The 23,036-nt window shown below is 74.8% G+C and carries 23 protein-coding genes and 2 tRNA genes; 16 read left to right on the top strand and 9 right to left on the bottom strand.

Going from position 1 to position 23,036, the window contains the following annotated elements; genetic code table 11:
- Window positions 1-180 precede the first annotated feature (180 nt).
- The 6 genes from G1H19_RS00530 (at window position 181) to G1H19_RS00505 (ending at window position 6,001) form a co-directional block, all read left to right on the top strand.
- A complete protein-coding gene (locus G1H19_RS00530) occupies window positions 181-3,168 on the top strand; it encodes a UPF0182 family membrane protein (protein ID WP_152731424.1) in 2,988 nt (995 codons plus the stop codon).
- A 107-nt stretch (window positions 3,169-3,275) separates the two neighbouring features.
- Window positions 3,276-3,349, top strand: a tRNA-Met gene (locus tag G1H19_RS00525).
- Window positions 3,350-3,476: 127 nt separating this feature from the next.
- The gene (locus G1H19_RS24275; protein ID WP_152731323.1) at window positions 3,477-4,058 is read left to right on the top strand and encodes a GNAT family N-acetyltransferase; all 582 of its coding nucleotides are present in this window, start codon (window positions 3,477-3,479) and stop codon (window positions 4,056-4,058) included.
- Window positions 4,059-4,117: 59 nt separating this feature from the next.
- Window positions 4,118-4,194 (top strand) — tRNA-Met (locus G1H19_RS00515).
- Between the two features lie 180 nt (window positions 4,195-4,374).
- Window positions 4,375-5,649, top strand: coding sequence for a cytochrome P450 (locus G1H19_RS00510; RefSeq protein ID WP_152731324.1), 1,275 nt, complete (start codon window positions 4,375-4,377; stop codon window positions 5,647-5,649).
- Window positions 5,650-5,716: 67 nt separating this feature from the next.
- Entirely contained in the window at window positions 5,717-6,001 is a 285-nt protein-coding gene (locus G1H19_RS00505) for a GNAT family N-acetyltransferase (protein WP_235928300.1), read from the top strand.
- A 16-nt stretch (window positions 6,002-6,017) separates the two neighbouring features.
- On the opposite strand, the gene G1H19_RS00500 is transcribed toward G1H19_RS00505, so the two are convergent.
- Window positions 6,018-6,527: a VOC family protein gene (locus G1H19_RS00500; protein ID WP_152731326.1), complete on the bottom strand. Its 510-nt coding sequence runs from the start codon at window positions 6,525-6,527 to the stop codon at window positions 6,018-6,020.
- A 75-nt stretch (window positions 6,528-6,602) separates the two neighbouring features.
- On the opposite strand from G1H19_RS00500, the gene G1H19_RS00495 reads away from it, so the two are divergent.
- Window positions 6,603-7,064 carry a MarR family winged helix-turn-helix transcriptional regulator gene (locus G1H19_RS00495; protein ID WP_152731327.1) on the top strand — a complete coding sequence of 154 codons (462 nt, stop codon included), beginning with the start codon at window positions 6,603-6,605 and terminating at the stop codon, window positions 7,062-7,064.
- 46 nt (window positions 7,065-7,110) lie between these two features.
- Window positions 7,111-7,983, top strand: a complete 873-nt coding sequence (locus G1H19_RS00490) for a polysaccharide pyruvyl transferase family protein (RefSeq protein ID WP_152731328.1) — start codon at window positions 7,111-7,113, stop codon at window positions 7,981-7,983.
- 25 nt (window positions 7,984-8,008) lie between these two features.
- Here the strand turns inward: G1H19_RS00490 and G1H19_RS00485 are convergent, their stop codons facing one another.
- Window positions 8,009-8,476: a hypothetical protein gene (locus G1H19_RS00485; RefSeq protein WP_152731329.1), complete on the bottom strand. Its 468-nt coding sequence runs from the start codon at window positions 8,474-8,476 to the stop codon at window positions 8,009-8,011.
- Between the two features lie 161 nt (window positions 8,477-8,637).
- Between G1H19_RS00485 and G1H19_RS00480 the strand changes: the two genes are divergently transcribed.
- Window positions 8,638-9,771, top strand: a complete 1,134-nt coding sequence (locus tag G1H19_RS00480) for a sensor histidine kinase (RefSeq protein WP_152731330.1) — start codon at window positions 8,638-8,640, stop codon at window positions 9,769-9,771.
- Window positions 9,768-10,439, top strand: coding sequence for a response regulator (locus tag G1H19_RS00475; RefSeq protein ID WP_162393441.1), 672 nt, complete (start codon window positions 9,768-9,770; stop codon window positions 10,437-10,439). Before G1H19_RS00480 ends, G1H19_RS00475 begins: the two co-directional genes overlap by 4 nt.
- Here G1H19_RS00475 and G1H19_RS00470 read toward each other — a convergent pair.
- The 3 genes from G1H19_RS00470 to G1H19_RS00460 form a co-directional block, all read right to left on the bottom strand.
- Entirely contained in the window at window positions 10,421-11,281 is an 861-nt protein-coding gene (locus tag G1H19_RS00470; protein ID WP_162393442.1) for a glycosyltransferase family 2 protein, read from the bottom strand. The genes G1H19_RS00475 and G1H19_RS00470 overlap by 19 nt on opposite strands.
- Window positions 11,282-11,479: 198 nt before the next feature.
- Window positions 11,480-12,640, bottom strand: coding sequence for a cystathionine gamma-synthase (locus G1H19_RS00465; RefSeq protein WP_152731331.1), 1,161 nt, complete (start codon window positions 12,638-12,640; stop codon window positions 11,480-11,482).
- Window positions 12,637-14,037, bottom strand: a complete 1,401-nt coding sequence (locus tag G1H19_RS00460) for a cystathionine beta-synthase (protein ID WP_162393443.1) — start codon at window positions 14,035-14,037, stop codon at window positions 12,637-12,639. Before G1H19_RS00460 ends, G1H19_RS00465 begins: the two co-directional genes overlap by 4 nt.
- Before the next feature lie 333 nt (window positions 14,038-14,370).
- On the opposite strand from G1H19_RS00460, the gene G1H19_RS22810 reads away from it, so the two are divergent.
- From G1H19_RS22810 to G1H19_RS22410, 5 genes are all read left to right on the top strand, one after another.
- Window positions 14,371-15,360: a phosphatase PAP2 family protein gene (locus tag G1H19_RS22810; protein ID WP_152731332.1), complete on the top strand. Its 990-nt coding sequence runs from the start codon at window positions 14,371-14,373 to the stop codon at window positions 15,358-15,360.
- A gap of 58 nt (window positions 15,361-15,418) precedes the next feature.
- Entirely contained in the window at window positions 15,419-16,441 is a 1,023-nt protein-coding gene (locus tag G1H19_RS00450; protein ID WP_152731333.1) for an aldo/keto reductase, read from the top strand.
- Complete coding sequence (locus G1H19_RS00445) at window positions 16,438-17,007, top strand: XdhC family protein (protein WP_162393444.1); 570 nt, start codon at window positions 16,438-16,440, stop codon at window positions 17,005-17,007. Before G1H19_RS00450 ends, G1H19_RS00445 begins: the two co-directional genes overlap by 4 nt.
- 43 nt (window positions 17,008-17,050) lie before the next feature.
- Complete coding sequence (locus G1H19_RS24270; protein WP_162393445.1) at window positions 17,051-18,457, top strand: FGGY family carbohydrate kinase; 1,407 nt, start codon at window positions 17,051-17,053, stop codon at window positions 18,455-18,457.
- Between the two features lie 121 nt (window positions 18,458-18,578).
- Entirely contained in the window at window positions 18,579-18,737 is a 159-nt protein-coding gene (locus G1H19_RS22410) for a hypothetical protein (protein ID WP_174277992.1), read from the top strand.
- A gap of 90 nt (window positions 18,738-18,827) precedes the next feature.
- Here the strand turns inward: G1H19_RS22410 and hisN are convergent, their stop codons facing one another.
- Together hisN and G1H19_RS00430 are read right to left on the bottom strand one after the other, a co-directional pair.
- Window positions 18,828-19,631 carry a histidinol-phosphatase gene (gene hisN, locus G1H19_RS00435; protein WP_152731334.1) on the bottom strand — a complete coding sequence of 268 codons (804 nt, stop codon included), beginning with the start codon at window positions 19,629-19,631 and terminating at the stop codon, window positions 18,828-18,830.
- A 49-nt stretch (window positions 19,632-19,680) separates the two neighbouring features.
- Complete coding sequence (locus G1H19_RS00430) at window positions 19,681-19,869, bottom strand: DUF2795 domain-containing protein (RefSeq protein WP_152731335.1); 189 nt, start codon at window positions 19,867-19,869, stop codon at window positions 19,681-19,683.
- A 54-nt stretch (window positions 19,870-19,923) separates the two neighbouring features.
- On the opposite strand from G1H19_RS00430, the gene G1H19_RS00425 reads away from it, so the two are divergent.
- Entirely contained in the window at window positions 19,924-20,460 is a 537-nt protein-coding gene (locus tag G1H19_RS00425) for a DUF2087 domain-containing protein (protein WP_152731336.1), read from the top strand.
- Window positions 20,461-20,661: 201 nt separating this feature from the next.
- Here the strand turns inward: G1H19_RS00425 and rsgA are convergent, their stop codons facing one another.
- Together rsgA and aroA are read right to left on the bottom strand one after the other, a co-directional pair.
- Window positions 20,662-21,678, bottom strand: coding sequence for a ribosome small subunit-dependent GTPase A (gene rsgA, locus G1H19_RS00420; RefSeq protein ID WP_152731337.1), 1,017 nt, complete (start codon window positions 21,676-21,678; stop codon window positions 20,662-20,664).
- Window positions 21,679-21,712: 34 nt separating this feature from the next.
- Window positions 21,713-23,002, bottom strand: coding sequence for a 3-phosphoshikimate 1-carboxyvinyltransferase (gene aroA, locus G1H19_RS00415; RefSeq protein ID WP_152731338.1), 1,290 nt, complete (start codon window positions 23,000-23,002; stop codon window positions 21,713-21,715).
- Window positions 23,003-23,036: the final 34 nt, after the last annotated feature.

Below are 23,036 nucleotides of genomic sequence, written 5' to 3'. Positions count from 1 at the left end.
GACGAGCACCATGTCGAGCACAGCGGGGAACCCGGCGCCCCTCGCGTGAGTTGAGCAGTCGACTCCGAGCCCACCATCCGCAGCGCTGCTGTCGGGGACCTGGACGCGCGACGTCGTAGACCTGTGACCCCCGACCACATCGGGGGCCACATCTGGACCAGAAGGAGCACATCCGTGGCCATGCGGCCCCCCGTGCCGGTACCGACGCTGTCCCGTCGGGCCAAGCTCGTGATCGGCGTCATCGTCGTCCTGCTTGCGCTCGTCAGCGTCATCGGCAGCCTCACCAACGTCTACGTCGACTACCTGTGGTTCGCCGAGACGGGCTTCACCGAGGTCTTCTGGACCGAGCTGCGCACCCGCGCCCTGCTGTTCATCGTCGCCGGGGTCGCCACCGGCGGCCTGGTGGCACTCGCCGTGCACCTGGCCTACCGGTTCCGCCCGGTGTTCCGGCCGATGTCGCTGGAGCAGCAGAACCTGGAGCGCTACCGCCAGTCGCTCGAGCCGCGTCGCACCCTCGTGCTGATCGCCCTGGGCGTCGTGCTGGGCCTGTTCGCCGGGGTCACCGCGCAGAGCAGCTGGGAGACCTGGCTGACCTTCCGGAACTCGACCGACTTCGGCACCCTCGACCCGCAGTTCGGCCTGGACATCTCGTTCTTCGTCTTCGACTACCCGTTCTACCGCCTGCTGCTGGGCTTCGGCTTCGCCATCGTGATCCTGGCGCTGATCGGCTCCGCGCTGACCCACTACGTCTTCGGCGGCCTGCGGCTGCAGACCCCGGGCCAGAAGCTGACGCCGGCCGCGCGCGTCCAGTTCTCCGTGCTGCTGGGCCTGTTCGTGCTGCTGAAGGCCATCGCCTACTGGTTCGACCGGTACGGCACCGTCTACTCCGACCGCGGTGGCGTCTACACCGGCGCGTCCTACACCGACGTCAACGCGCTGCTGCCGGCCAAGACGATCCTGGCCGCGGTCGCGGTGATCTGCGCCGTCGCCTTCTTCGCCAACATCCTGTTCCGCAACGTGCTCATCCCGGCCGCGGCGCTGGTGCTGCTGCTGGTGTCCAGCGTGGTCATCGGCGTCGCCTACCCGGCGATCGTGCAGCAGTTCGTGGTGCGCCCCAGCGCCGACTCCCGCGAGGCGGCCTACATCGAGCGGGCGATCGCCTCCACCCGTGAGGCCTACGGCCTGAGCGACGTGGAGTACGTGGACTACGGGTCGGACAGCACCACCAGCGCCGTGCCCAGCGTCGCCGACCTGGCCGCCGACGCGGGCACGATCAGCAACGCCCGGCTGCTCGACCCCAACGTGCTCTCGGCCACGTTCACCCAGCGCCAGCAGATCCGCAACGTCTACGGCTTCCCGGAGAAGCTGGACATCGACCGCTACACCATCGACGGCGTGACCCAGGACTACGTGGTCGCGGTGCGCGAGCTGAACACCGCCGCGCTCTCGGGCAACCAGACCAACTGGATCAACCGGCGCACCGTCTACACGCACGGCAACGGCTTCGTGGCCGCGCCGGCCAACCAGGTGGTGTCCGGTGCCGAGGGCGGGGAGCCCAACTTCACCAGCCAGGGTCTGCCCACCACCGGCAACCTGGACATCGACCAGCCCCGCATCTACTACGGCGAGCTGATGGGTGCCGACGACTACTCGGTGGTCGGCGCCGCCAGCCAGGACGCCGCCCCGCAGGAGTTCGACCGCCCGGCCAGCGGCGACGACGGCGAGGTCAACAACACCTACGACGGCGAGGGCGGCGTCTCGATCGGCAGCTTCTTCCGCCGGCTGACCTACGCCATCTACTACCGCGAGCGGAACTTCCTGCTCTCTGGTGCGGTCAACGACAACTCCAAGGTCATGTACGTGCGCGACCCGCGGGACCGGGTGGAGAAGGCCGCCCCGTACCTGCAGGTGGACGGCGACCCGTACCCGGCCGTGGTCGACGGCCGGATCCTCTGGATCGTGGACGCGTACACCACCTCCGACGCCTACCCGTACTCCGCGCGCAACTCCCTGGGCGAGGTCACCACCGACTCGCTGACCGGCACCGGCACCGCCGCGCTGCCCAACGACCAGGTGAACTACGTGCGCAACTCGGTCAAGGCGACCGTGGACGCCTACGACGGCACCGTCACGCTGTACGCGTTCGACGAGGCCGAGGCGGACCCGATGCTGCGCACCTATGAGAAGGCCTTCCCGGGCACGATCACGCCGGCCGACCAGATCAGCCCCGAGCTGCGGTCTCACTTCCGGTACCCGGAGGACCTGTTCAAGCTCCAGCGGGACGTGCTCACCCAGTACCACGTCGACTCGCCGCGGAACTTCTACAACGGCACCGACTTCTGGGAGGTGCCCAGTGACCCGACCGTCTCCGGCGGGGACGCGCAGCCGCCGTACTACGTGCTGTCCCAGCGCACCGGGGAGGCCAACTCGACGTTCCAGCTGACCAGCGCGCTGAACGCCTTCAACCGGGAGAACCTGTCGGCGTTCATCTCCATCTCCAGCGACCCGGAGACCTACGGCCAGATCCAGGTGCTGCAACTGCCGGGCAGCACGCAGTTCCGCGGCCCGACCCAGGTGTTCCAGTCGTTCAACACCAACACCGAGGTCAGACAGCAGCTGACCCTGTTCGACAGCGCGAACTCCCAGGCCGTCTTCGGCAACCTGCTCACGCTGCCGATCGGCACCGACGGGCTGCTGTACGTGGAGCCGCTCTACGTGCAGGGCACCGGGGACACGTCGTTCCCGCTGCTGCGCAAGGTGCTGGTCAACTACGGCGACCGGGTCGGCTACGCCGACACCTTCGCCGAGGCCCTGGACCAGGTGTTCGGTGAAGGGGCGGGTGCGGCTGCGGCCGACAGCGACAGTCCCGCGCCTGCGCCGGCCCCGCCGTCGGACGGGGGGGCACCGCCCGCCACCCCAGCGCCCAGCGACCCGGGCACCGGCGGCTCGGACAACCCCGCGCGGGACCAGGCGGTGGCCGACATCAACGCCGCGCTGCAGGCGCTGGCAGCCGCCCAGGCCAGCGGTGACTTCTCCGGCATCGGTTCGGCACAGGAGGCGCTGGCCAACGCCATCACCGCCTACCAGGCGGCCGGTGGGGCCACGCCGTCGCCGGCGGCCGGAAGCACCGCGCCGGAGAGCAGCGCCCCGGCCACACCCACCGGGTGAGCTGGTGCCGCCCTGCCCCCGGGCAGGGCGGCACACCCGGTCCCACTCCCCGGGGTCGGACCCCGGTGGGTCGGATCCCGTCGGGGTTGGTATGGTTCTCCTACCGACGCGGGGTGGAGCAGCTCGGTAGCTCGCTGGGCTCATAACCCAGAGGTCACAGGTTCAAATCCTGTCCCCGCTACGACACGGACCAGCGTCCGGAACGGCCCCTACCGCCACGCGGAGGGGCCGTTGTCGTGTCCGGGCAGGCCGGTCGATGCCGACGGCCGTCCTGACGACACGGCTCACCGGCATGGTCGGCTGGCGGCGTGCTCGAACTCGGCAGGGGCTCGCCGGACCGCCACCTCGCGGCCATCGCCGAGCTGGAACGGCAGGTGGTCGACTCGGACGGCGGCCGGCCGGAGCTGGAGTGGGGCATTCTCCGCACGCGCCCCCAGGACGCCGTGCACGACCGGACAGCGACCCGGCGGCCGGCCCGGGCGACCCCGCGGGTGACCCTGCGTGACGCCGGCCCGGCGGACGCCGGCGTGGTCGCCCGGCTGCTCCGGCTCGGGTTCGGCTACGAGGTGGACGACCTGGCCGGGCGGCTCGCCGACGGCTCCGCCCCGACCCTGCTCGTCGAGCGGGACGGGGCGCCGGTCGGCACGCTGCGCGTCACCGGGGACGGCGCGGACAGCGGGGTGTACGGCTTCGTCGTCGACCCGGCCTGTCGGGGTCAGGGGATCGGCCGTGACCTGCTGCGCCGGGTGTGCGCCCGGCTGCGCGCGGACGGCGCCCGCCGGGTGGGGTTGGAGGTCTCGGTGCAGAACGAGCAGGCGCTGGGGCTCTGCATGTCGCTGGGCTTCCGCCCGGTCGCCACCGAGGACCACCACGCACTCCCCGTGCCCTGAGGCCGCCGGACCCCCCGGGCGGCACGCGCTCCAGGAGTGGGGTAGTGTTCTGGACGCGACGCGGGGTGGAGCAGCTCGGTAGCTCGCTGGGCTCATAACCCAGAGGTCACAGGTTCAAATCCTGTCCCCGCTACCACCGGTCGAAGGCCCGGCCCCCTCAGGGGCCGGGCCTTCGGCGTTGTGCGGGCCTGCGCCGGGAGTCGTGGCCGAGGGTGTTGTGCGTCACTCCCGGGCTGCCTACCGTGAGCAGTCAGCGGTGACCGTCACCGCGCGACGGGAGTGCGACGATGCACCAGCAGACGCCCAGGGGCACCCCATGACCCTCACCGGTTCCGACCTCGACGACGTCGACCTCTCCGATCGTGACTTCTGGGGCCGGCCGCCGGCCGAGCGGTACGCCGCGCTGGACCGGCTGCGCGAGCGGGACCCGTTCGCGTTCTTCGCCGAGCCGGAGATGCCGTTCCTGGAGCCGGGTCCGGGTTACCACGCGGTCACCCGGTACGCCGACGTCGTGGCGATCAGCAACCAGCCGGAGCTGTTCAGCTCCGGGCAGGGCGCTGTGTCGATCCAGGACATGCCGGCGGACCTGAGCGAGTTCTACGGCTCGCTGATCAGCATGGACAACCCGCGGCACGCCAAGATCCGGAAGATCGTCTCGCGGGCGTTCACCCCGCGGCGGTTGGCCGACCTGGTCGAGTCGGTGCAGCACGTGGCCCTGGACGTGGCCGCGGCGGCCCGCCGGCGGGCGCAGGAGGGCGACGGCAGGATCGACGTCGTCGCCGACCTCGCCGCCCCGCTCCCGCTGCGGGTCATCTGCGACATGATGGGCGTGCCGGACGCCGACCGGGCGATGGTGCTGGCGGCGTCGAACATCATCCTCAGCGGCGGCGACCCCGAGCTGATCGCCGACCCGAACGACGCGCTGACCGCGTTCCTCGAGGCCGGCGGTGCGCTGTCGGAGCTGATGACCCGGCTGGCCGCCGAGCGGCTGGAGACCCCGACCGAGGACCTGACCAGTGCCCTGGTCACCACCGTGGTCGACGGCGAGCAGCTCACCCACCAGGAGATCGCCTCCTTCTTCATCCTGCTGTGCGTGGCCGGGAACGAGACCACCCGCACCGCCATCAGCCAGGGCGTCTGGGCGATGCACGAGAACCCCGACCAGCGGGCCCGCTGGGTCGCCGACCGCGGCCTGGGTCGGACCGCGGTCGAGGAGGTCGTGCGGTGGGCCAGCCCGGTCACCTGGATGCGCCGCACCGCCACCCGGGACGTCGAGCTGTCCGGCCGGCGGTTCCCGGCCGGCTCGAAGTTCGTGCTGTTCTACAACGCCGCCAACCGCGACCCGGCCGTCTTCGCCGACCCGCACGCGTTCGACCTCGGGCGCTCGCCCAACCCGCACCTGGGCTTCGGGGCGCCCGGGCCGCACTTCTGCCTCGGGGCCAACCTCGCGCGCCGGGAGATCGAGATCGCGTTCACCACGATCTTCGACCAGCTCCCGGACCTCGAGGTGACCGGGGAGCCCGATCGCCTGCGGTCCTCCTTCGTCAACGGCGTCAAGCGGTTGCCGGCGCGGCTGACCCGGGCCGGCTGACCCTGCCCGCCACGGGGCCGGAACACGACCCCGGCCCCGTGGCGTTCCGGCCGGCATGGACCTGACCGTGACGCACGACCCGGAGAACAGCCTGTACGCGCTGACCGAGGGGGAGGGTGGGCCGCGCGTCGGCCTGGCCGCCTACCAGCGCAGTGGCGACGAGTGGACGTTCACCCACACCGAGGTCGACCCGGCCGGTGAGGGGAAGGGTCGCGGCGGCACCCTGGTGCGCGGGGCGCTGGACGACGTCCGGGCCCAGGGCGGCACCGTCGTCCCGCTGTGCTCGTTCGTGCGCGGGTGGATCGACCGGCACCCGGAGTACCAGGACCTGCTCCCCGCCGACCGCGCCTGACCCGGCGCCGTCGGGGTCAGAGGACGTGCTCGCCGTACATCTCGCCCAGCGGGTCGGCGATGAGCTCGATGCGGGCGCCGTCGGGGTCGCGGAAGTAGACCGACACCCCGCTGTGCACCTCGTGGGCGATGCCGGCCTCGGTCAGCCGGTCGACCAGCGCCGCCCAGCGGTCGGGGTCGACGCTGATCGCGACGTGGTGCAGGCCGCCCAGCACCTCGGCGTAGGGGCCGACGTCCAGCCCGGGGAAGTCGAAGAAGGCCAGCAGGTTCGAGTTGCCGATGTCGAAGAAGAAGTGCGACGAGCCCGGGTAGTCGCGGTTCTCGATCAGCTCGGTGAGCGGGAAGCCGAGCACGCCCTGGTAGAAGGCGATGGTGGCCTCGACGTCGCTGCTGATCAGGGCGGTGTGGTGCAGGCCGCGCGCCGTGGACGCCGGGCGCTGGTCGGCTGGGCGCAGGTGCGCGGTGCGGATCCGGTCGCGCTCGGCGGCCAGGTGTTCCGGGGTGGCGGGCTGCGGGATGCTGGTCATGTGCTCTCCTCGGGGTCGGTTCCACCCTGCGCCGCGATCGGTGACATGTCAACCAGAAGCGGCTAGGCTCTGCCGATGACCTCCGACGAGCCGCGCTGGCTGACCGACGAGCAGCAGCGCGCCTGGCGCCAGTGGCTGCTGCTCACCGCGCGCCTGCCCGCCCGGCTCAACCGCCAGCTGCTGGCCGACTCCGAGCTGTCGCTGCCGGACTTCGACGTGCTGGTGCACCTGACCGACGTCGACTCCGGGCGGCTGCGCGTGCTGGAGCTGGGGCGTGCGCTGCAGTGGGAGAAGAGCCGGCTGTCCCACCACCTGACCCGGATGGAGCGCCGCGGGCTGGTGCGCCGGGAGGACTGCGCCGCCGACGGCCGGGGCTTCGAGGTCGTGGTCACCGACGCCGGGCTGGCCGCGTTGCGGGCCGCGGCACCGGCACACGTCGAGACGGTGCAGCAGCTGGTCTTCGACGGGTTGTCGGCGGCCCAGGTGCGCGCGATGGCTGACATCGCCGACACCGTGCTCGCGCGCCTGGGCGACTGACCCACCCCCGGTCGTGCACCCCGCCCCCGGCTGGGAGGGTGGGGCCATGCGCGTCCTGGTTGCTGGCTGGTTCTCCTTCGACGAGGTGATCGCCACCGTCGGCGACGAGCTGGGGGCCGACGTCGTCGTCCGCTGGCTGGCGCAGGCGGGTGTCGCGCACGACGTCGCCTGGGCGCCCTACCTGGGCCGTGGCGTCGACTGGCGGGACGTCGACCCGGCCGCGTACACGCACCTGGTGTTCGTCAGCGGTCCGGTGTCGGACACCCCGCTGCTGCGCGAGCTGACCGAGACCTTCGCCGCTGCCCGGCGGTGGGCGGTGAACGTCTCGGTGGTCTCCCCGGCCGGCCGGGCGCTGTTCGACGAGGTCTGGGAGCGCGACGCCCCCGGCGTCGCCCGCCCCGACCTCGCCATCGGGACGACGACGGCCGACCTGCCGGTGCTCGCGGTCGCCTTCACGCCGCCGCAGGAGGAGTACGGCGGGCGCAGCCGCGCCGAGCAGGTGCGCGGTGCCCTCGAGGAGTGGCTGGCGATGCGGGCGCTGCCGTGGTTCGAGCTGACCATGGACCTCTTCGAGAAGCCGCACGCCCGGCACCCGGCCCAGGTGGAGGCACTCATCCGGCGGGCCGACGTGGTGGTGAGCATGCGCCTGCACGCCCTCGTGCTGGGCCTCGCCCACGGTCGCCCGGTGGTCGCCTGCGACGCGATCGCGGGCGGGGCGAAGGTCACCGCGCAGGCCCGTGCCCTCGGGTGGCCGCTGCTGCTGGGCCCGGACGACGTCACCCCGGCCGGGCTGGACGACGCCCTGGCCCAGGCACTGTCCGGTCGGCTGGGCGCGGCTGTGCCGGCCGCCCTCCAGCGCGGGCTGGCCGCCAACGAGACGGCGCACGCCTGGTTCGCCGCCCGGCTGACCGGCGGCTGACGGCGCTCAGCCGGGCGGTCACGGGTCAGGACCCGTCCGGGCCACCGGGGCAGTAGGCCTCCTCCCAGGCCCGCACACGGTCCTCGGCCGCGGCCGCCGCCTCCGGGTCGGGCCCGGTGCCGGTCGCGGCGCGGGCCCGTAGATCGGTGACGAAGACCTCGACGTCCTGGGCGATCGGGTCGGGGGCGCTGCTGAGCAGACCGTCGACGGACGTCGCGCCCTCGTCCAGCAGCCGCTGCCAACGGGCCGCCATGTCCTCGGCGGTGGGCTCCTCAGGGGCGTCGGCGAACACCTGTTCGCCGATGCCGTTCAGCTCGGCGACGTGGGTGCAGTAGGGCTCCGCGTCCCGCGCGGTGGACGACGACGGCGCCACCTGCGGGGCGGAGGACGCCGCCGCCCGAGGGGCGTCGGACTCGCTCGAGCCACAGCCGGCGAGCGTGAGGAAGCCGAGTGCCAGGGCGGTGAGCGCGGCGGTCCGGACGGTGGTGGTCATGGGGTTCCTCCTGGGTCGGGGCTGGGTGCCGCCGTCGACCCTGGCCGCCGGGCAGGGTCGACGGCATCGGCCGCGCGGGCCGTCCGCGTCGTCCGCGGGGATGACCCCGACCGGCCCGCCGGACGACGCCGAGGACGGCCCGGGCTCGCTACCGTGCCGCCATGTCCACCCGGGAACCGCGACGCTGGCCGCGGTGGCTCGACCCGGCGCTGGCCGGTTCGGTCGGCGTCGTCGGCGTCGCCGAACTCGCCGGCCGGGACGCGCCGGTCGGCCATTACGTCACCGCGACGGTGATGGCCGCTGCCCTCGCGTGGCGCAGGACCGCGCCGGTGGCCGTGTTCGCCGTGGTGATCGGCACGCTGTTCGTCCAGCAGGCCCTCCGCTTCGAGTCCGACTCCTTCTCCGTGCCGCTCACGCTGTTCCCGGCCGCTTACACCCTCGGCGCGCACGCACCACTGTGGCGGTCGGCGGTGTCGTTCGGCGTCGGCATGCTGGTGCTCGCCGTCGGCACGTTGCTCGAGGGGCTGCCGCTCTCCGAGGCTGTGTTCCCGGCGATCGTCTGCACGGCGCTCTGGGGGGCAGGTGCGGGCCTGCGCGGGCGCATCGAGGCTGCCGTGGCCGCCGACCTGCGGGCGCGGACGGCGGAAGAGCTCCGTGACACCGCCGCCGCGGCGGCGGTCGCCGACGAACGCGCCCGCATCGCACGCGAGCTGCACGACGTCGTCGCCCATGCGGTGACCGTGATGGTCATGCAGTCCGGTGCGCTGCGCCGCATGCTGCCCGCCGAGGCCACCCGGGAAGTCGGCCTGGCCGGCACCGTCGAGCGCACCGGCCGCGACGCCTTGGTCGAGCTGCGCCGCATGCTGGGCCTGCTGCGTGAGGTCGACGGGGAGCCGGCGCCACTGGCACCCCACCCCGGTCTCGCCCGGCTCGACGAGCTCGTCGAGCGGACCGCCGCGGCGGGCATCCCGGTCCGGCTGACGATCGAGCAACCCTGCCGCGAGCTGCCACCGGCGGTCGACCTGTGCGTCTACCGCGTCGTCCAGGAGTCGCTGACCAACGTGATCAAGCACGCCGGGGTAGCCCACGCCCGGGTCGAGGTGCGCTTCCCGCCCGGGGCGGTCGAGCTGGCGGTGGTCGACGACGGCCACGGCGACCGGGCCGCGTCCCCCGGCGGGAACGGGCTGCTCGGCATGGGCGAGCGGGTGGCGGTGTTCGGCGGGCAGTTGCAGGCCGGGCCGTGCTTCGAGGGCGGTTTCGCGGTACGTGCTCGGTTGCCCGTGGAGCCCCGGTGAGCACCCGCGTCCTGCTCGTCGACGACCAGGTGGTCATCCGCTACGGACTGCGGTTGGTGTTCGAGGGAGAACCCGACCTCCAGGTGGTCGGTGAGGCGGTGGACGGCCTGGACGCCGTGGACGCGGTGGCGCGGCTGCGTCCCGATGTCGTCCTCATGGACGTGCGGATGCCCCGGCTGGACGGCCTGGCAGCACTGTCCCGGATCGTGACCTCGGATTCAGCAGCCCGCGTCGTCATGCTGACCACCTTCGACCTCGACGAGTACGTGTTCCAGGCGCTGCGCGGCGGTGCCTGCGGGTTCCTGCTCAAGGACGCGCCGCCGGAGGACATGGTGAGCGCGGTACGGCTGGTGGCCGCAGGTGAGGCGCTGCTCGCTCCGTCGGTGACCCGGCGGGTGATCACCGAGTTCGCGCGCACCGCCGTCCCGGCCGACCCGGATGCGCGCCACGGCCGGCTGACGCCGCGCGAGCTGGATGTGCTGCGACTGGTGGCCCGGGGGCTCACCAACGACGAGGTGGCGGCCGAGCTGTACGTCAGCCGGACGACGGTCAAGACGCACGTCGCCCGTGTGCTGGCCAAGCTCGGGCTGCGCGACCGCGTGCAGGCCGTCGTCTACGCCCACGAGCACGGGCTCGCCGGCCGGAGCGCTCAGTCGACCGGCTGCTGAGCCCGCCGGAAGCGTGCCTCCAGCTCCGCCGGTACCGGCCGGCGGCGTCGCAGGGCCGCGGGCAGCCGGCGCAGCAGCCCGGCCAGCGCGCGGCGGGCCAGCGGGTCGGTGAGCGCGCGGCGGGCCAGCCCGGCGGTGCCGGTCAGCGCCACCGGCAGCGGCCGGCGCAGCCAGTCGACCAGCAGGTCGTTGCGGGTCTGCAGCACCCACCGGGTCGGCGTGGGGTCGGCCGGGCCGGCCGGGTCGTGCCAGGCGACGACGTCCTCCAGGTACACCTGGTGCCAGCCTGCGCTGGCCAGGTCCAGCGCCAGCAGGTGCTCCTCGCCGCCGAAGAACAGCAGCGGGTCGAAGCCGCCGACCGCGCGGAACGCCGACCGTCGCACGACGACCCCGCAGGCCGGCCAGCTCAGCACGTCCGGGCCCGGGCCGCCCGGCGACGTCCCCAGGACGGCCGCGGCGTGCTTGCGCGAGACGTGGTCGACCGAGCCGTCGGCAGCCAGCCGCACCTGCCCGGCGAGCACGGCGACCCGCGGGTGGGCGTCCAGCAGGTCGGCTGCCCGTGCCAGGGCACCCGGCGCCCACCAGGAGTCGTCGTCGGCGAAGGCCACGTACGGCGAGCGCACCGACTGCACGCCGACGTTGCGGGCGACGGCGCCGGCGTTGTGCCCCAGCTCGACCACGCGCACCCCGGCCGCCCGGGCGGCGTCCGGCGTCCCGTCGTGCGAGCCGTTGTCGACGACGAGCACCGGCGGCCCACCTGCCAGCTGCGCCAGCGTGCGCAGCAGCGACTCCCGCCGATCCCGCGTGGCGATCACGACGCTGACCCGCGGCTCGGTCCTCACCGATGGCTGATGACCCGCGGAGGCCACCGCGACACCTGCGCGAGTGCGCTGGGATCGAGGTCTCGGCGGTCCGGGACAGCCCGATCAGCGTGCACCCGCGGGAGCACGCCGGAAGCCGGCGCATCGCCGACCAGGACCGACACGATCAGCCCGCAGAGATGGCCATCTCTGCGGGCTGTTCGTGTCGGATCTGCTGGACTACGGGGCCAGGGCCTGCTCGAGGTCGGCCAGCAGGTCCTCGGCGTCCTCGATGCCGACCGACAGGCGCACCAGGTCGGCGGGCACCTCCAGCGGGGAGCCGGCGGCGCTGGCGTGCGTCATCCGGCCCGGGTGCTCGATCAGCGACTCCACGCCGCCGAGGGACTCGGCCAGGGTGAACACGGTCGCCCGCTCGCACACCCGCAGCGCCGCCTCCTCACCGCCGGCGAGCCGGAAGGAGAGCATGCCGCCGAAGCCGGACATCTGCTTCGCGGCGACGTCGTGGCCGGGGTGGTCGGGCAGCCCGGGCCAGAGCACCGAGGACACCGCGGGGTGAGCGGTGAGGAACTCGGCGATCCGGGCGGCGTTGGCCTGGTGGGCCTCCATCCGCACGCCCAGGGTCTTGATGCCGCGCAGCACCAGCCAGGCGTCCATCGGCCCGGCCACCGCCCCCATCGCGTTCTGCGAGAACGCCAGCTGCTCACCCAGCGAGGCGTCGGCGGTCACCAGCGCCCCACCGACGACGTCGGAGTGCCCGCCCAGGTACTTCGTCGTCGAGTGGACGACGACGTCGGCGCCCAGGGTGAGCGGCTGCTGCAGGTAGGGGGAGGCGAACGTGTTGTCCACCGCCAGCAGCGCCCCCGCCCCGTGCGCGACCGCGGCCAGCCCGGCGATGTCGGCGATGTTCAGCAGCGGGTTGGTGGGCGTCTCGCACCAGACCAGCCGGGTGGTCGGCCGGATCGCGGCCTGCACCGCGTCGAGGTCGGCCAGGTCGACCGGCGTGTACTCCACGCCCCAGCGGGCGTAGACCTTCGAGACCAGCCGGAACGTGCCGCCGTAGGCGTCACCGGGCAGCACCACGTGGTCACCGGGCGCGCAGACGGTGCGCAGCAGGGCGTCCTCGGCGGCCAGCCCGGAGGCGAACGCCATGCCGGTGCTGCCCTGCTCCAGGGCGGCCAGCGCCTCCTGCAGCGCGGTGCGCGTCGGGTTGGCGCTGCGGCTGTACTCGTAGCCCCCGCGCAGCCCGCCGACGCCGTCCTGCTTGTAGGTGCTGGTGAAGTGCACCGGCATCGTCACCGCGCCGGTGGTCGGGTCGGGCTCCTGCCCGGCGTGGATGGCGCGGGTGGTGAAGCCGTGCTGGAACCGGGCGTCGGAGCTCATGCGACCACCGTAGGCACCGGCGCGAGTCCCGCCAGGTGGCCGAGCACGTCCTGCCGGGTGACCACGCCGGCGGGCTTGCCGTCCACGTGCACCAGCAGCGCGTCCGCCGAGCCCAGCGCGGTCACCGCGGCCGACACGGTCTCCCCGGAGCCGATGATCGGCAGCGGCGGGGACATGTGCTCGGCCAGCGGGTCGGCCAGCGACGCCCGGCCGGCGAACAGCGCGTCCAGCAGCGCCTTCTCCTCCACCGAGCCGACCACCTCACCGGCGGTCACCGGCGGCTCGGCCTTGACCACGGGCATCTGGCTGACGCCGTACTCGCGCAGGATGTCGATCGCCTCGCGCACGGTCTCCGACGGGTGCGTGTGCACCAGGGCGGGCGTGTCGCCGGCCTTGAGCCGCAGCAGCTCGCCCACCGTCTCGCCACCGGTGGCGGCGAGGAATCCGTAGTCGGCCATCCACTTGTCGTTGAAGATCTTGCCCAGGTAGCCGCGGCCGCCGTCGGGCAGCAGGACCACCACGACGTCGTCCGGCCCGCAGCGCTCGGCGACCCGCAGCGCGGCGACGGTGGCCATGCCGCAGGAGCCGCCGACCAGCAGGCCCTCCTCGCGGGCCAGCCGCCGGGTCATCGCGAACGAGTCGCCGTCGGACACCGCGATGATCTCGTCGGCGACCTCCTGGTCGTAGGTGCTGGGCCAGAAGTCCTCGCCGACGCCCTCCACCAGGTACGGGCGCCCGGTGCCGCCGGAGTAGACCGAGCCCTCCGGGTCGGCGCCGATGACCTGCACCGCGCCGCCGGAGGCCTCCTTGAGGTACCGGCCGACGCCGCTGATGGTGCCGCCGGTGCCCGCGCCGGTGACGAAGTGGGTGATCCGGCCCTCGGTCTGGGTCCAGATCTCCGGGCCGGTCGTCTCGTAGTGCGAGCGGGGGTTCGCCGGGTTGGAGTACTGGTCGGGCTTCCAGCCGCCGGGGGTCTCCCGGGCCAGCCGGTCGGACACCGAGTAGTAGGAGCGGGGGTCGGCGGGGTCGACCGCGGTCGGGCAGACGACCACCTCGGCGCCGTACGCCCGCAACGTGTTGATCTTGTCCTGGCTGACCTTGTCGGGGCAGATGAAGATGCACCGGTAGCCGCGCTGCTGGGCGACGATCGCCAGCCCCACGCCGGTGTTGCCGCTGGTCGGCTCCACGATGGTGCCGCCGGGCCGCAGTGCACCCGAGGCCTCGGCGGCGTCGATCATGCGCACGGCGATCCGGTCCTTGACCGACCCGCCGGGGTTGACGTACTCGACCTTGGCCAGCACCAGCGGGGCGTTCGGCCCCAGCCGGTCGGTGACCTTCGTGAGCCTGACCAGCGGGGTGTTGCCGATCAGCTCGACGACGGACTCGGCGTACTGCACGGGGTCCTCCTCGATCGGGCCCGGCGGTCGCCGGCACCCTCGTGCTGGACCGTAGTTGACGGATCCCGCCGCGACCCACCGTCGGCGGACCCGCCGAGGGCCCGGGCGGCGGTGCCGGGCCGGTGTGACCGGCGTCGTCGTTTCCGTGCCGACCGCCCCGGGTAACTGAGCGACGCCGGTGTGGTGGGCCAGCTGTGGAGACGACGAGCCCCCGTCGCGCCGGGCCGGTCGGCGTCGTGCGCGGTCGGCGTGGCCCCCGCCCCCGCTGGAGTTCCCACGGACACCACTGCTCGCCCCCAGCTGATCACCAGGCGCCCTCCACACCGTCGGGGGGTGCCCGCCCCCGACCTCGACCTGCTCCCTCCCCGCGGCCGGCGTCCGGCCGCCGCAGGGGCGCCGCCGCGCCGCGTCCGGACCGTCCCCCGCTCGTTCCCGGCCCCTCCCTCCCCGTCACCGGCCAGGGAGGCCGCGGTCGCCGTCCCGGTGGACCGCGCCGTCCCGGCCGGGTCCCGTGTCGCCGGGCTGCGCGCCGTGGCCGGCCGGTGGGTCGACGTCGGTGCGCTCGGCCCGGCCGCCCGCTGGCTGACCGGTGCGCTGCTGGTGGTCTACGCGCTGCTGACGGTCGCCGTCCTGGCCCGGACGTGGTTGGTCGAGCTGGACGCCGACGTCTACAACTGGGGCCCGGCCGCGCACTGGCCGGCGCTGGCGCCGCTCGCCGACGCGTGGGTGCTGCTCGGCCAGCGGGCGGTGTGCCTGGTCATCGCGGTGCTGTGGCTGGGCGCCCGGCTGCTGCGCGACCGCGACCCCCGGCCGCTGTGCACGCTGGCCGTGGCCACGCTGATGGTCAACGTGAGCGTCGGGCTGGTGAAGACGGTGCTCGGTCGGCTCGGCCCGCTGCAGCTCGGGGCCGGGGCCACCGCGCCGGGCGCGACCAGCGTGTTCACCGACGGCACGATCTTCCCGTCCGGGCACACCGCCAACGCCGTCGTCACCTGGGGTGTGCTGGTGCTGGTGGCCCGGTCGTACCGGCGCACCGGGGCGGTGCTGGCCGCCGTCCTGGCCGTGACGGTCGGGCTGACCACGGTGTACCTGGGCACGCACTGGGTCTCCGACGTGCTCGCCGGGTGGGTCGCCGGTGCCCTGGTGCTGCTCCTGCTGCCGGTGGCCGGCCCGCTCGTCGACCGGTCCGCGCGCGTGCTGTCCGGGCTGCCGGCCCGGGCCCGCGGCCTGCGCGCGCCGGTCGGGCGGCCCGGACGGGCCCCGGTACCGGGCGCGCTCGTGGCCTCCCGCCGGGGCCCGCGGCCGGCGACCGCGGACTCGTGACGCCGTGGCGGCCGGACCCCGCGCCCGGTCCCTGCGGCCGGGAGATCACGATGGGGGCATGACGCAGACAGCAGGACGTCGCACGCTGGGCAGCCCGGGCCTCGAGGTGTCCGCGCTGGGGCTGGGCTGCATGGGCATGAGCCAGGCGTACGGGGCGGCCGACCGCTCCGAGTCGCTGGCCACCCTGCACCGGGCCCTGGACACCGGCACCACCTTCCTGGACACCGCTGACGTCTACGGCAGCGGTCACAACGAGGAGCTGGTCGGCGAGGCGATCGCCGGACGGCGCGACGAGGTGCAGCTGGCCACCAAGTTCTCGCTCACCCACGCCGACGGCGGGATGCGCATCGACGGCCGGCCGGAGAACGTGCTCGCCTGCGCGGAGGCGAGCCTGCGCCGGCTCGGTGTCGACGTGATCGACCTGTACTACCAGCACCGGGTCGACCCGCAGGTGCCGATCGAGGACACCGTCGGTGCGATGGCCGAGCTGGTCACCGCCGGGAAGGTGCGCCACCTCGGCCTGTCCGAGGCCAGCGCCGAGTCGCTGCGCCGCGCGGCCGCCGTGCACCCGATCACCGCCCTGCAGAGCGAGTGGTCGCTGTGGACCCGCGACCTGGAGACCCCCGGCGCCGACGGTGGGCCCTCGGTGCTGGAGGTGGCCCGGGAGCTGGGCATCGGCATCGTGCCGTTCAGCCCGCTGGGCCGCGGGTTCCTCACCGGGGCGATCCGCAGCCCCGAGGACTTCGGCGCGGACGACTTCCGGCGCGGGCACCCCCGCTTCACCGGGGACGCCTTCACCGCCAACCTGCGGCTGGTGGACGCGGTGCGGGCACTGGCCGGGGAGAAGGGCGTCGCGCCCGGGCAGCTGGCACTGGCCTGGGTGCTCGCCCAGGGCAGCGACGTCGTCCCGATCCCGGGCACCAAGCGGCGCGCGTACCTGGACGAGAACACCGCCGCCCTGGCGGTCGAGCTGTCCGCGGCCGACCTGGCCCGGCTGGCCGAGATCGCCCCACCCGGGGTCGCCGAGGGCGGGCGGTACGTGAACGCGTCCTACTCCTACGGCGACAGCCCCACCCGGTGAGCGACACCTGCGGGGTCGCGCACGGGGACGATCCGGGGGCGGGGGAGGCCCAGGACCCCCCGGTCCGGGTGCTGGTCGGCGTCTTCGCGTCCCCGGTCTCGGCCTTCCTGCTGCGCTACGGCGCCGACCTGGGCTACGAGCCCGTGCTGCTGGAGCCCGACCCGGCCCGACCGCTGCCGGAGGGGCTGCGGCCCGAGGTGCTCCGGGTGGTCGACGTCGCCGCGCTCGGCCGGCTCGCCGGCCCCGGGACCGACCTGGTGGTCACCGACCACCACCGCCCCGAGCTGGGGGAGGTGCTGCGCGACGCGCTTGCCGCCGGGGACCGGGAGCAGGGTGGTGGAGCGCTGCGGTGGATCGGGTTGATGGGCAACCCGCGGCACGAGGGCCCGCACGTGGCGGCGCTCGCCGCGCTCGGTGTGCCGCCGGCCGAGGTGGCCCGGGTGCACCGCCCGATCGGGCTGGACATCGGCTCGCGCACCCCGGCGGAGATCGCGGTGTCCACGCTCGCCGGGCTGGTCGCCGACCGCAACGGCCGCTCCGGCGGGCCGATGGCCGCCCGGCGCTGAGCCCGTGGACGGTTCGCGGGGCGCCGTCGGGTACACCGGTCCGGTGACCTCCGGCCCCGATCCCTCCCGCGACGTCGTCCTCGGCGCCGACCTCGGCACCAGCGGCCTGAAGCTCGCCGCCCTCGACGGGGACGGCGCGGTGGTGGCCGAGGCCGAGGTGGGCTACGACGTCGACACCCCGGCACCCGGCTGGGCGCAGACGGAGGTGGCGACCTGGCGGGCGGCGCTGGACCGGGCGCTGGCCGAGGTGGCCCCGGCGCTGACCGGGCACCGGGTGGCCGGCCTGGGGTTGAGCGGCCAGATGCACGGCGCGGTGCTGGTCGACGACGCCGGCACCGCGCTGGCGCCCGCCCTGCTGTGGCCCGACCAGCGCGCGGCGGACCAGGTGCGCCGCTGGCAGGTGCTGCCCGAGGCCGACCGCGCGGCGCTGGCCAACCCGCTCGTGCCCGGCATGACCGGCCCGCTGACGGCCTGGCTGGCCGAGCACGAGCCGGAGCTGCTGGCCCGCGCGGCCACCGTGCTGCTGCCCAAGGACGCGCTGCGGGCCACCCTGGTGCCCGGCGCCGACCAGGCCGTGACCGACCGCAGCGACGCCTCGGCCACCCTGCTCTGGGACGTGCCCGCCGACACCTGGTCGGCGGCCGCACTCCACCTCGCCGGGCTGGGGAGCGACCAGGTGCCCACCGTGCGCCCCGGTTCCGACGTCGTCGGTGTCGCCGTGCTGGCCGGCACCGAGGTGCCTGTCGTCGTCGGGGCCGCGGACACCCCGCTGGCGCTGCTGGCCGCCGGTACCGGCACCGGGGTGCAGGTCAACCTGGGCACCGGCGCCCAGCTGCTGCGCCCCGGCCTGCGCCCGGCCGCGGTGCCCGACCCGCTCGTGCACTCCTACGCGGACGCCGACGGTGGCTGGTACGCGATGGCCGCGCTGCAGAACGCCGGGCTGGCGTGGTCGTGGGTGCGCAGCGTGCTCGGGCTGTCCTGGACGGAGTTCCTCGCGGCGCTGGGCAGCTCCCCGGCGGGCGCGGGTGGGGTGGTGTTCCGGCCGTTCCTCACCGGCGAGCGTGGTGGGGTCGCGGGCCCGGCGGACCGCGGCGGTTGGGCCGGCCTGCACCCCGGCGCCACCCGGGACGACCTGGCCCGCGCCGCCCTGGAGGGCGTGGTGCTGGCGATCGACGCCGCGCTGCGCCTGCTCCCGGACGACGACGCCGGCACGGTGGTGCTGACCGGTGGCGGTGGCCGCTCGCCGGCGGTGCAGCAGCTGCTGGCCGACGTGCTCGGCCGGCCGGTGCGGCACGTGCAGGTGCGCAGCGCGTCGGCCACCGGCGCCGCGGCGCTCGCCGCCCGCGGCACCGGCACGGCCTTCACCCCGCAGCGCACCCTGGGCCCGCTCGTCGAGCCGGGCACCGGCGGCCCCTGGGACGACGTCCGCGCGCGGTGGTCGGTCGGCTGAGCCGCGGGTGACGGGGCCCGGACCACCGGGCCGGCCCCCGGCGCGGAACGTCTCGTCCGGCGCGGGCGTTGAGCAGGGCGAGTGGCCCCGGAGCGGGGCCCGACGAGAGAGGGGCCACCCGATGGCATCGCTGTTCAGCAAGGTCGCTCAGTTCGCGAACAGCCCGAAGGGCAAGCAGGTCATCTCCCAGGCCACGACCAAGGCGCAGGAGCTGGCCAAGGACCCGAAGAACCGGGCCAAGATCGACCAGATGCGCCGCAAGCTGCAGGGCGGCAAGTAGCAGGAGGCGGACCCCGTCGCCCCGCACGCCTCGCTCGCTCGGCGAGGGACACTGCGACGGGGCCGTCCTGCACTGTCGGGACGGCGGCGCTCACCCCTCCTGGGCGGTGAGCGCCGCCAGCACGTCGCCGTGCAGCAGGCCGTTGGTGGCCACGGCGCTGCCGCCGGCCGGGCCCGGCCGGCCGGACAGGTCGGTGAACCGGCCCCCGGCCTCACGCACGATGACGTCGAGGGCGGCGAGGTCCCAGATCGACACCTCCGGCTCGCAGGCGGCGTCCACGGTGCCCTCGGCCACCATCATGTAGCTCCAGAAGTCGCCGTAGGCCCGGGTGCGCCACACCGACCGGGTCAGGTCCAGGAACCCCGGCAGCAGGCCGCGCTCCTCCCAGCCGGACAGGCTGGAGTAGGACAGGCTGGCGTCGGCCAGCGTGCCCACCGCGGACACGTGGCAGCGGTGCGCGTTCTCCAGCCGCCGTCCCGTCCAGGCGCCGACGCCCTTCGCGGCCCACCAGCGGCGGTTCAGCGCCGGGGCGGACACCATCCCCACCACCGGCTCGTCGCCGTCCAGCAGGGCGATGAGCGTGGCCCAGACGGGCACCCCGCGGACGAAGTTCTTGGTGCCGTCGATCGGGTCGATGACCCAGCGCCGCGACCCGTGGCCGGTGGTGCCGAACTCCTCGCCCTGCACGGAGTCCCGGGTGCGCGTGCGCGAGAGCGACTGGCGCAGCTGTTCCTCCACGGCCCGGTCGGCGTCGGTGACCGGGGTCAGGTCGGGCTTGGTGTCGACCTGGAGGTCCTGCGCGCGGAACCGGTCGAGGCTGATGGAGTCGGCCTGGTCGGCCAGCACGTGGGCCAGCCGCATGTCGTCGCTGTGGCCACGGTCCCCGACTGTCATGCCCGCAGCCAATCACGGCGGACCGCCGGGGACCGGGACCCCGGCCTGCTCAGCTCTTGTCGAACACCGCGGCACTGACCCCGCTGGGGCCCTCGTACTCGCGGTCCTCGATGCCCTGCAGCGCCTCGAGCACCTCCTTGCCGCCGCCCTTGCCCTCGGCGTGCTCGACGATGTCGTCCTTGCCCGCGGGGTAGTCCATGCCGCCGAGGGCCTTCTGGATGTCGATGGGGCTCACCATGGGACCGGGGCTACCCGGCCGGACGCCGGGCATGCACTCGTTACCGTCGACGCCATGGAAGCCGCGACCCTCGTGGGACTGCTCGCCGACGAGACCCGGCTGAAGGTGGTCGCCGCCCTCGCCCTGGGCGCCGGCACCATCGAGCAGGTGGCGGCCGCCGCCGGCCTGCCGCTCAAGGACGTCGCCCTCGCCGCCCGCCGGCTGTCCCGCTCGGGCCTGGTGAGCCGGGACGGGCACGCGCTCACGCTGCACGCCGAGCGCTTCGGCGCCGCCGCCCGCGCAGCCGCGGAGAGCGCGCCGCCGCCCACCCCGCTGTCCGACGACCCGGCCGAGGACGCCGTGCTGCAGGCCTTCGTCCGCGACGGCCGGCTGGTGTCGATCCCGGCCCAGCGCAGCAAGCAGCTGGTGGTGCTGCGCCACCTCGCCGCCGTGTTCGAGCCGGGCGTGCGCTACCCCGAGCGGGAGGTCAACGCCCTGCTCGCCGTCTGGCACCCGGACGTCGCCGCCCTGCGCCGCTACCTCGTCGACGACGGCTTCCTCTCCCGCGAGTCCGGCGAGTACTGGCGCAGCGGCGGCTACGTCGACGTCTGAGCCCACCACCCGCCGTCCTCCGTGGCCGTTTCCGCGGAAGTGGCCGGCCCCCCACCGGCCACTTCCGCGGGAACGGCCCCCGACGGCGGCCCTTTCCGCGGGAACGGCCATCGACGGCGGCCCTTTCCGCGGGAATGGCCCGAGGGGCGGTCACCTGCGCCGGATGGGTCCGGGGGCAGGGGTGGGGTTGGGCGAGTGGGGTCAGTGGGCGGGGTCGGTCTGGCCGACGGCGCCGAGCAGGCGGCGCAGCGAGGCCAGCCGCTCGGCACGGGCCGGCGGACCGGCGGCCGCCCAGGCGTCCAGGGCGCACTCCGGGTCCTCGGCGGTGTGCCCGCACAGCGGCGGGCAGTCCAGCGCGGCCTCGGCCAGGTCGGAGGAGGCGGCGAGCACGTCGTCGGCGGTCACGTGCGCCAGCCCGAAGGAGCGGATGCCGGGGGTGTCGATGATCTGCCCGCCGCCGGGCAGGTCCAGCAGCACCGCCGAGGACGACGTGTGCCGGCCCTTGCCCACCTTGCTCACGTCGCCGGTGGCCCGGTTGGTCCCCGGCACCAGCCGGTTGACCAGCGTGGACTTGCCGACGCCGGAGTGCCCGACCAGCACGCTGGTGCGCCCGGCGAGCCGCGCGGCGACGTCCTCGACCGGGGTGTCCAGGGAGACCACGACGGCGTCGACGTCCAGGCCGGCGTAGCGCACCAGCAGCTCGGCGGGGCTGCCCAGGTCGCCCTTGGTGAACACCAGCACCGGCACCAGCCCACCGGCGTAGGAGGCGACCAGGCAGCGGTCGAGGAAGCCGACGCTCGGGTCGGGGTCGGTGACCGCGCTGACCACCACCAGCTGGTCGGCGTTGGCCACCACCACCCGCTCGGTGGGGTCGGCGTCGTCGGCCGAGCGGCGCAGCGTGGTGACCCGGTCGGCGATGCTGACGATCCGGGCCAGGCTGTCGGTGCGCCCGGTGACGTCACCGACCACCCGCACGCGGTCGCCGACGACGACGCCGTGCTTGCCAAGCTCGCGGGCGCGCATCGCGGTCACGTCGACGGGTGCGCCGGCCGGGCCCTCCACGCGCACCGTCATCCGGCCCCGGTCCACCGCCACGACCAGGCCCGGGGTGGCGTCCTCGTGCGCCGGTCGCTGCCGGGTGCGCGGCCGGGACCCGTGCCGGGACGCCCGGACGCGGACGTCGTCCTCGTCGGAGCGGCTGTCGATGCGGCGGGCCATCAGCTGCGCCCCGGTCCGGCGGGCGCCTGGGCGCTCAGCGGGTCACCCCGGCCGGGTCGGTGAGCAGCGCGGCCCAGCGGTCGGTGAAGTCGGGCATGGTCTTGGCGACCGCGCCGGGATCGGCGACCCGCACGCCCTCGATGGCCAGCCCCAGCACCGCGGCCGCGTGCACCATGCGGTGGTCGGCGTAGGACTCCAGCTGCGCGGCCCGCCGCGGGCCGGGCGTGATCTCCAGCCCGTCGGGCAGCTGCCGCACCTGGGCGCCCACCGCGGTGAGCACCTCGTCCAGCGCCTGCAGCCGGTCGGTCTCGTGCCCGCGCAGGTGCGCCACCCCGGTCAGCCGGGAGGGTCCGTCGGCCAGCGCGCACAGCGCGGCGAGCACCGGGGTGAGCTCACCGATCTCGCCCAGGTCGGCGGTCACCCCGTGCAGCGCCCCCGTGCCGCGGACCTGCAGCCCGTCGGCGGTGCGCTCGACGGTGGCGCCCATCCGGGGCAGCAGCTGCTCCAGGTGGGCGCCGGGCTGGGTGGTGCGCCGCGGCCAGTCGCGCACGGTGACCCGCCCCCCGGTGACCAGGGCGGCGGCCAGGAACGGCGCGGCGTTGGACAGGTCGGGCTCCACCACCCGGTCCAGCGCCGCGATCGGGCCCGGGGCCACCTGCCAGCCGCCGGCGGTCTCGGCGACCGCGACGCCGTGCTCGGTCAGCGTCGCCACGGTCATCTCCACGTGCGGCAGCGAGGGCATGGCCCCGGCCACCGTCAGGTCGATGCCGCGCTCGAAGCGGGCCGCGGCCAGCAGCAGCCCGGACACCACCTGGGAGGACTCGCTGGCGTCCACGGTCACCACGCCGCCGGCCACCGACCCGGTGCCGTGCACGGTGAACGGCGCGCGGCCGCGGCCGCCGTCCTCGACCTGCACGCCGCAGGCCCGCAGACCCTCGATCAGGCCGGCGTTCGGCCGGTCCCGCAGCCGCGGGTCGCCGTCCAGGTGCACCGGACCGGTGGCCAGCGCCGCCACCGGTGGCAGGAACCGCAGCACCGTGCCGGCCAGGCCCGCGTCCACGGTCGCCGGGCCGCGCAGCACACCGGGGACGACGAGCAGGTCCTCACCGTCGGCGGTGATGCCGACGCCGAGCGCGCGCAGGGCGGCCACCATGAGGTCGGTGTCCCGGGCGTGCAGCGGGCGGACCAGCCGGCTCGGGCCGTCGGCCAGCGCTGCCACCACGAGGGCCCGGGCGGTCAGCGACTTGGAGCCGGGCAGCGCGACCACGGCGTCGACGGGCGCGGGGGAGCAGGGCGTCGTCCAGACCTCGGTCACGCTGCCCATACTGCCCGCCGTCCCCGCCCCGGGGCCCACCCGT

The organism is Goekera deserti (assembly GCF_010685995.1).
Taxonomy (GTDB): domain Bacteria; phylum Actinomycetota; class Actinomycetes; order Mycobacteriales; family Geodermatophilaceae; genus Goekera; species Goekera deserti.
The sequence above is the reverse complement of the archived record's forward strand: the minus strand, read 5'-3'. Positions and strand labels throughout refer to the sequence as shown.

Excerpts from the sequence above, each read along its gene's own strand:
- aroA (WP_152731338.1), bottom strand. The coding sequence starts at position 23,002 with ATGGGCAGCGTGACCGAGGTCTGGACGACGCCCTGCTCCCCCGCGCCC.
- G1H19_RS00480 (WP_152731330.1), top strand. The coding sequence starts at position 8,638 with ATGTCCACCCGGGAACCGCGACGCTGGCCGCGGTGGCTCGACCCGGCG.
- G1H19_RS00450 (WP_152731333.1), top strand. The coding sequence starts at position 15,419 with ATGACGCAGACAGCAGGACGTCGCACGCTGGGCAGCCCGGGCCTCGAG.
- hisN (WP_152731334.1), bottom strand. The coding sequence starts at position 19,631 with ATGACAGTCGGGGACCGTGGCCACAGCGACGACATGCGGCTGGCCCAC.
- G1H19_RS00500 (WP_152731326.1), bottom strand. The coding sequence starts at position 6,527 with ATGACCAGCATCCCGCAGCCCGCCACCCCGGAACACCTGGCCGCCGAG.
- G1H19_RS00465 (WP_152731331.1), bottom strand. The coding sequence starts at position 12,640 with ATGAGCTCCGACGCCCGGTTCCAGCACGGCTTCACCACCCGCGCCATC.
- G1H19_RS00510 (WP_152731324.1), top strand. The coding sequence starts at position 4,375 with ATGACCCTCACCGGTTCCGACCTCGACGACGTCGACCTCTCCGATCGT.
- G1H19_RS00495 (WP_152731327.1), top strand. The coding sequence starts at position 6,603 with ATGACCTCCGACGAGCCGCGCTGGCTGACCGACGAGCAGCAGCGCGCC.
- G1H19_RS00425 (WP_152731336.1), top strand. The coding sequence starts at position 19,924 with ATGGAAGCCGCGACCCTCGTGGGACTGCTCGCCGACGAGACCCGGCTG.
- rsgA (WP_152731337.1), bottom strand. The coding sequence starts at position 21,678 with ATGGCCCGCCGCATCGACAGCCGCTCCGACGAGGACGACGTCCGCGTC.
- G1H19_RS00530 (WP_152731424.1), top strand. The coding sequence starts at position 181 with ATGCGGCCCCCCGTGCCGGTACCGACGCTGTCCCGTCGGGCCAAGCTC.
- G1H19_RS00490 (WP_152731328.1), top strand. The coding sequence starts at position 7,111 with ATGCGCGTCCTGGTTGCTGGCTGGTTCTCCTTCGACGAGGTGATCGCC.
- G1H19_RS00485 (WP_152731329.1), bottom strand. The coding sequence starts at position 8,476 with ATGACCACCACCGTCCGGACCGCCGCGCTCACCGCCCTGGCACTCGGC.
- G1H19_RS00430 (WP_152731335.1), bottom strand. The coding sequence starts at position 19,869 with ATGGTGAGCCCCATCGACATCCAGAAGGCCCTCGGCGGCATGGACTAC.
- G1H19_RS22410 (WP_174277992.1), top strand. The coding sequence starts at position 18,579 with ATGGCATCGCTGTTCAGCAAGGTCGCTCAGTTCGCGAACAGCCCGAAG.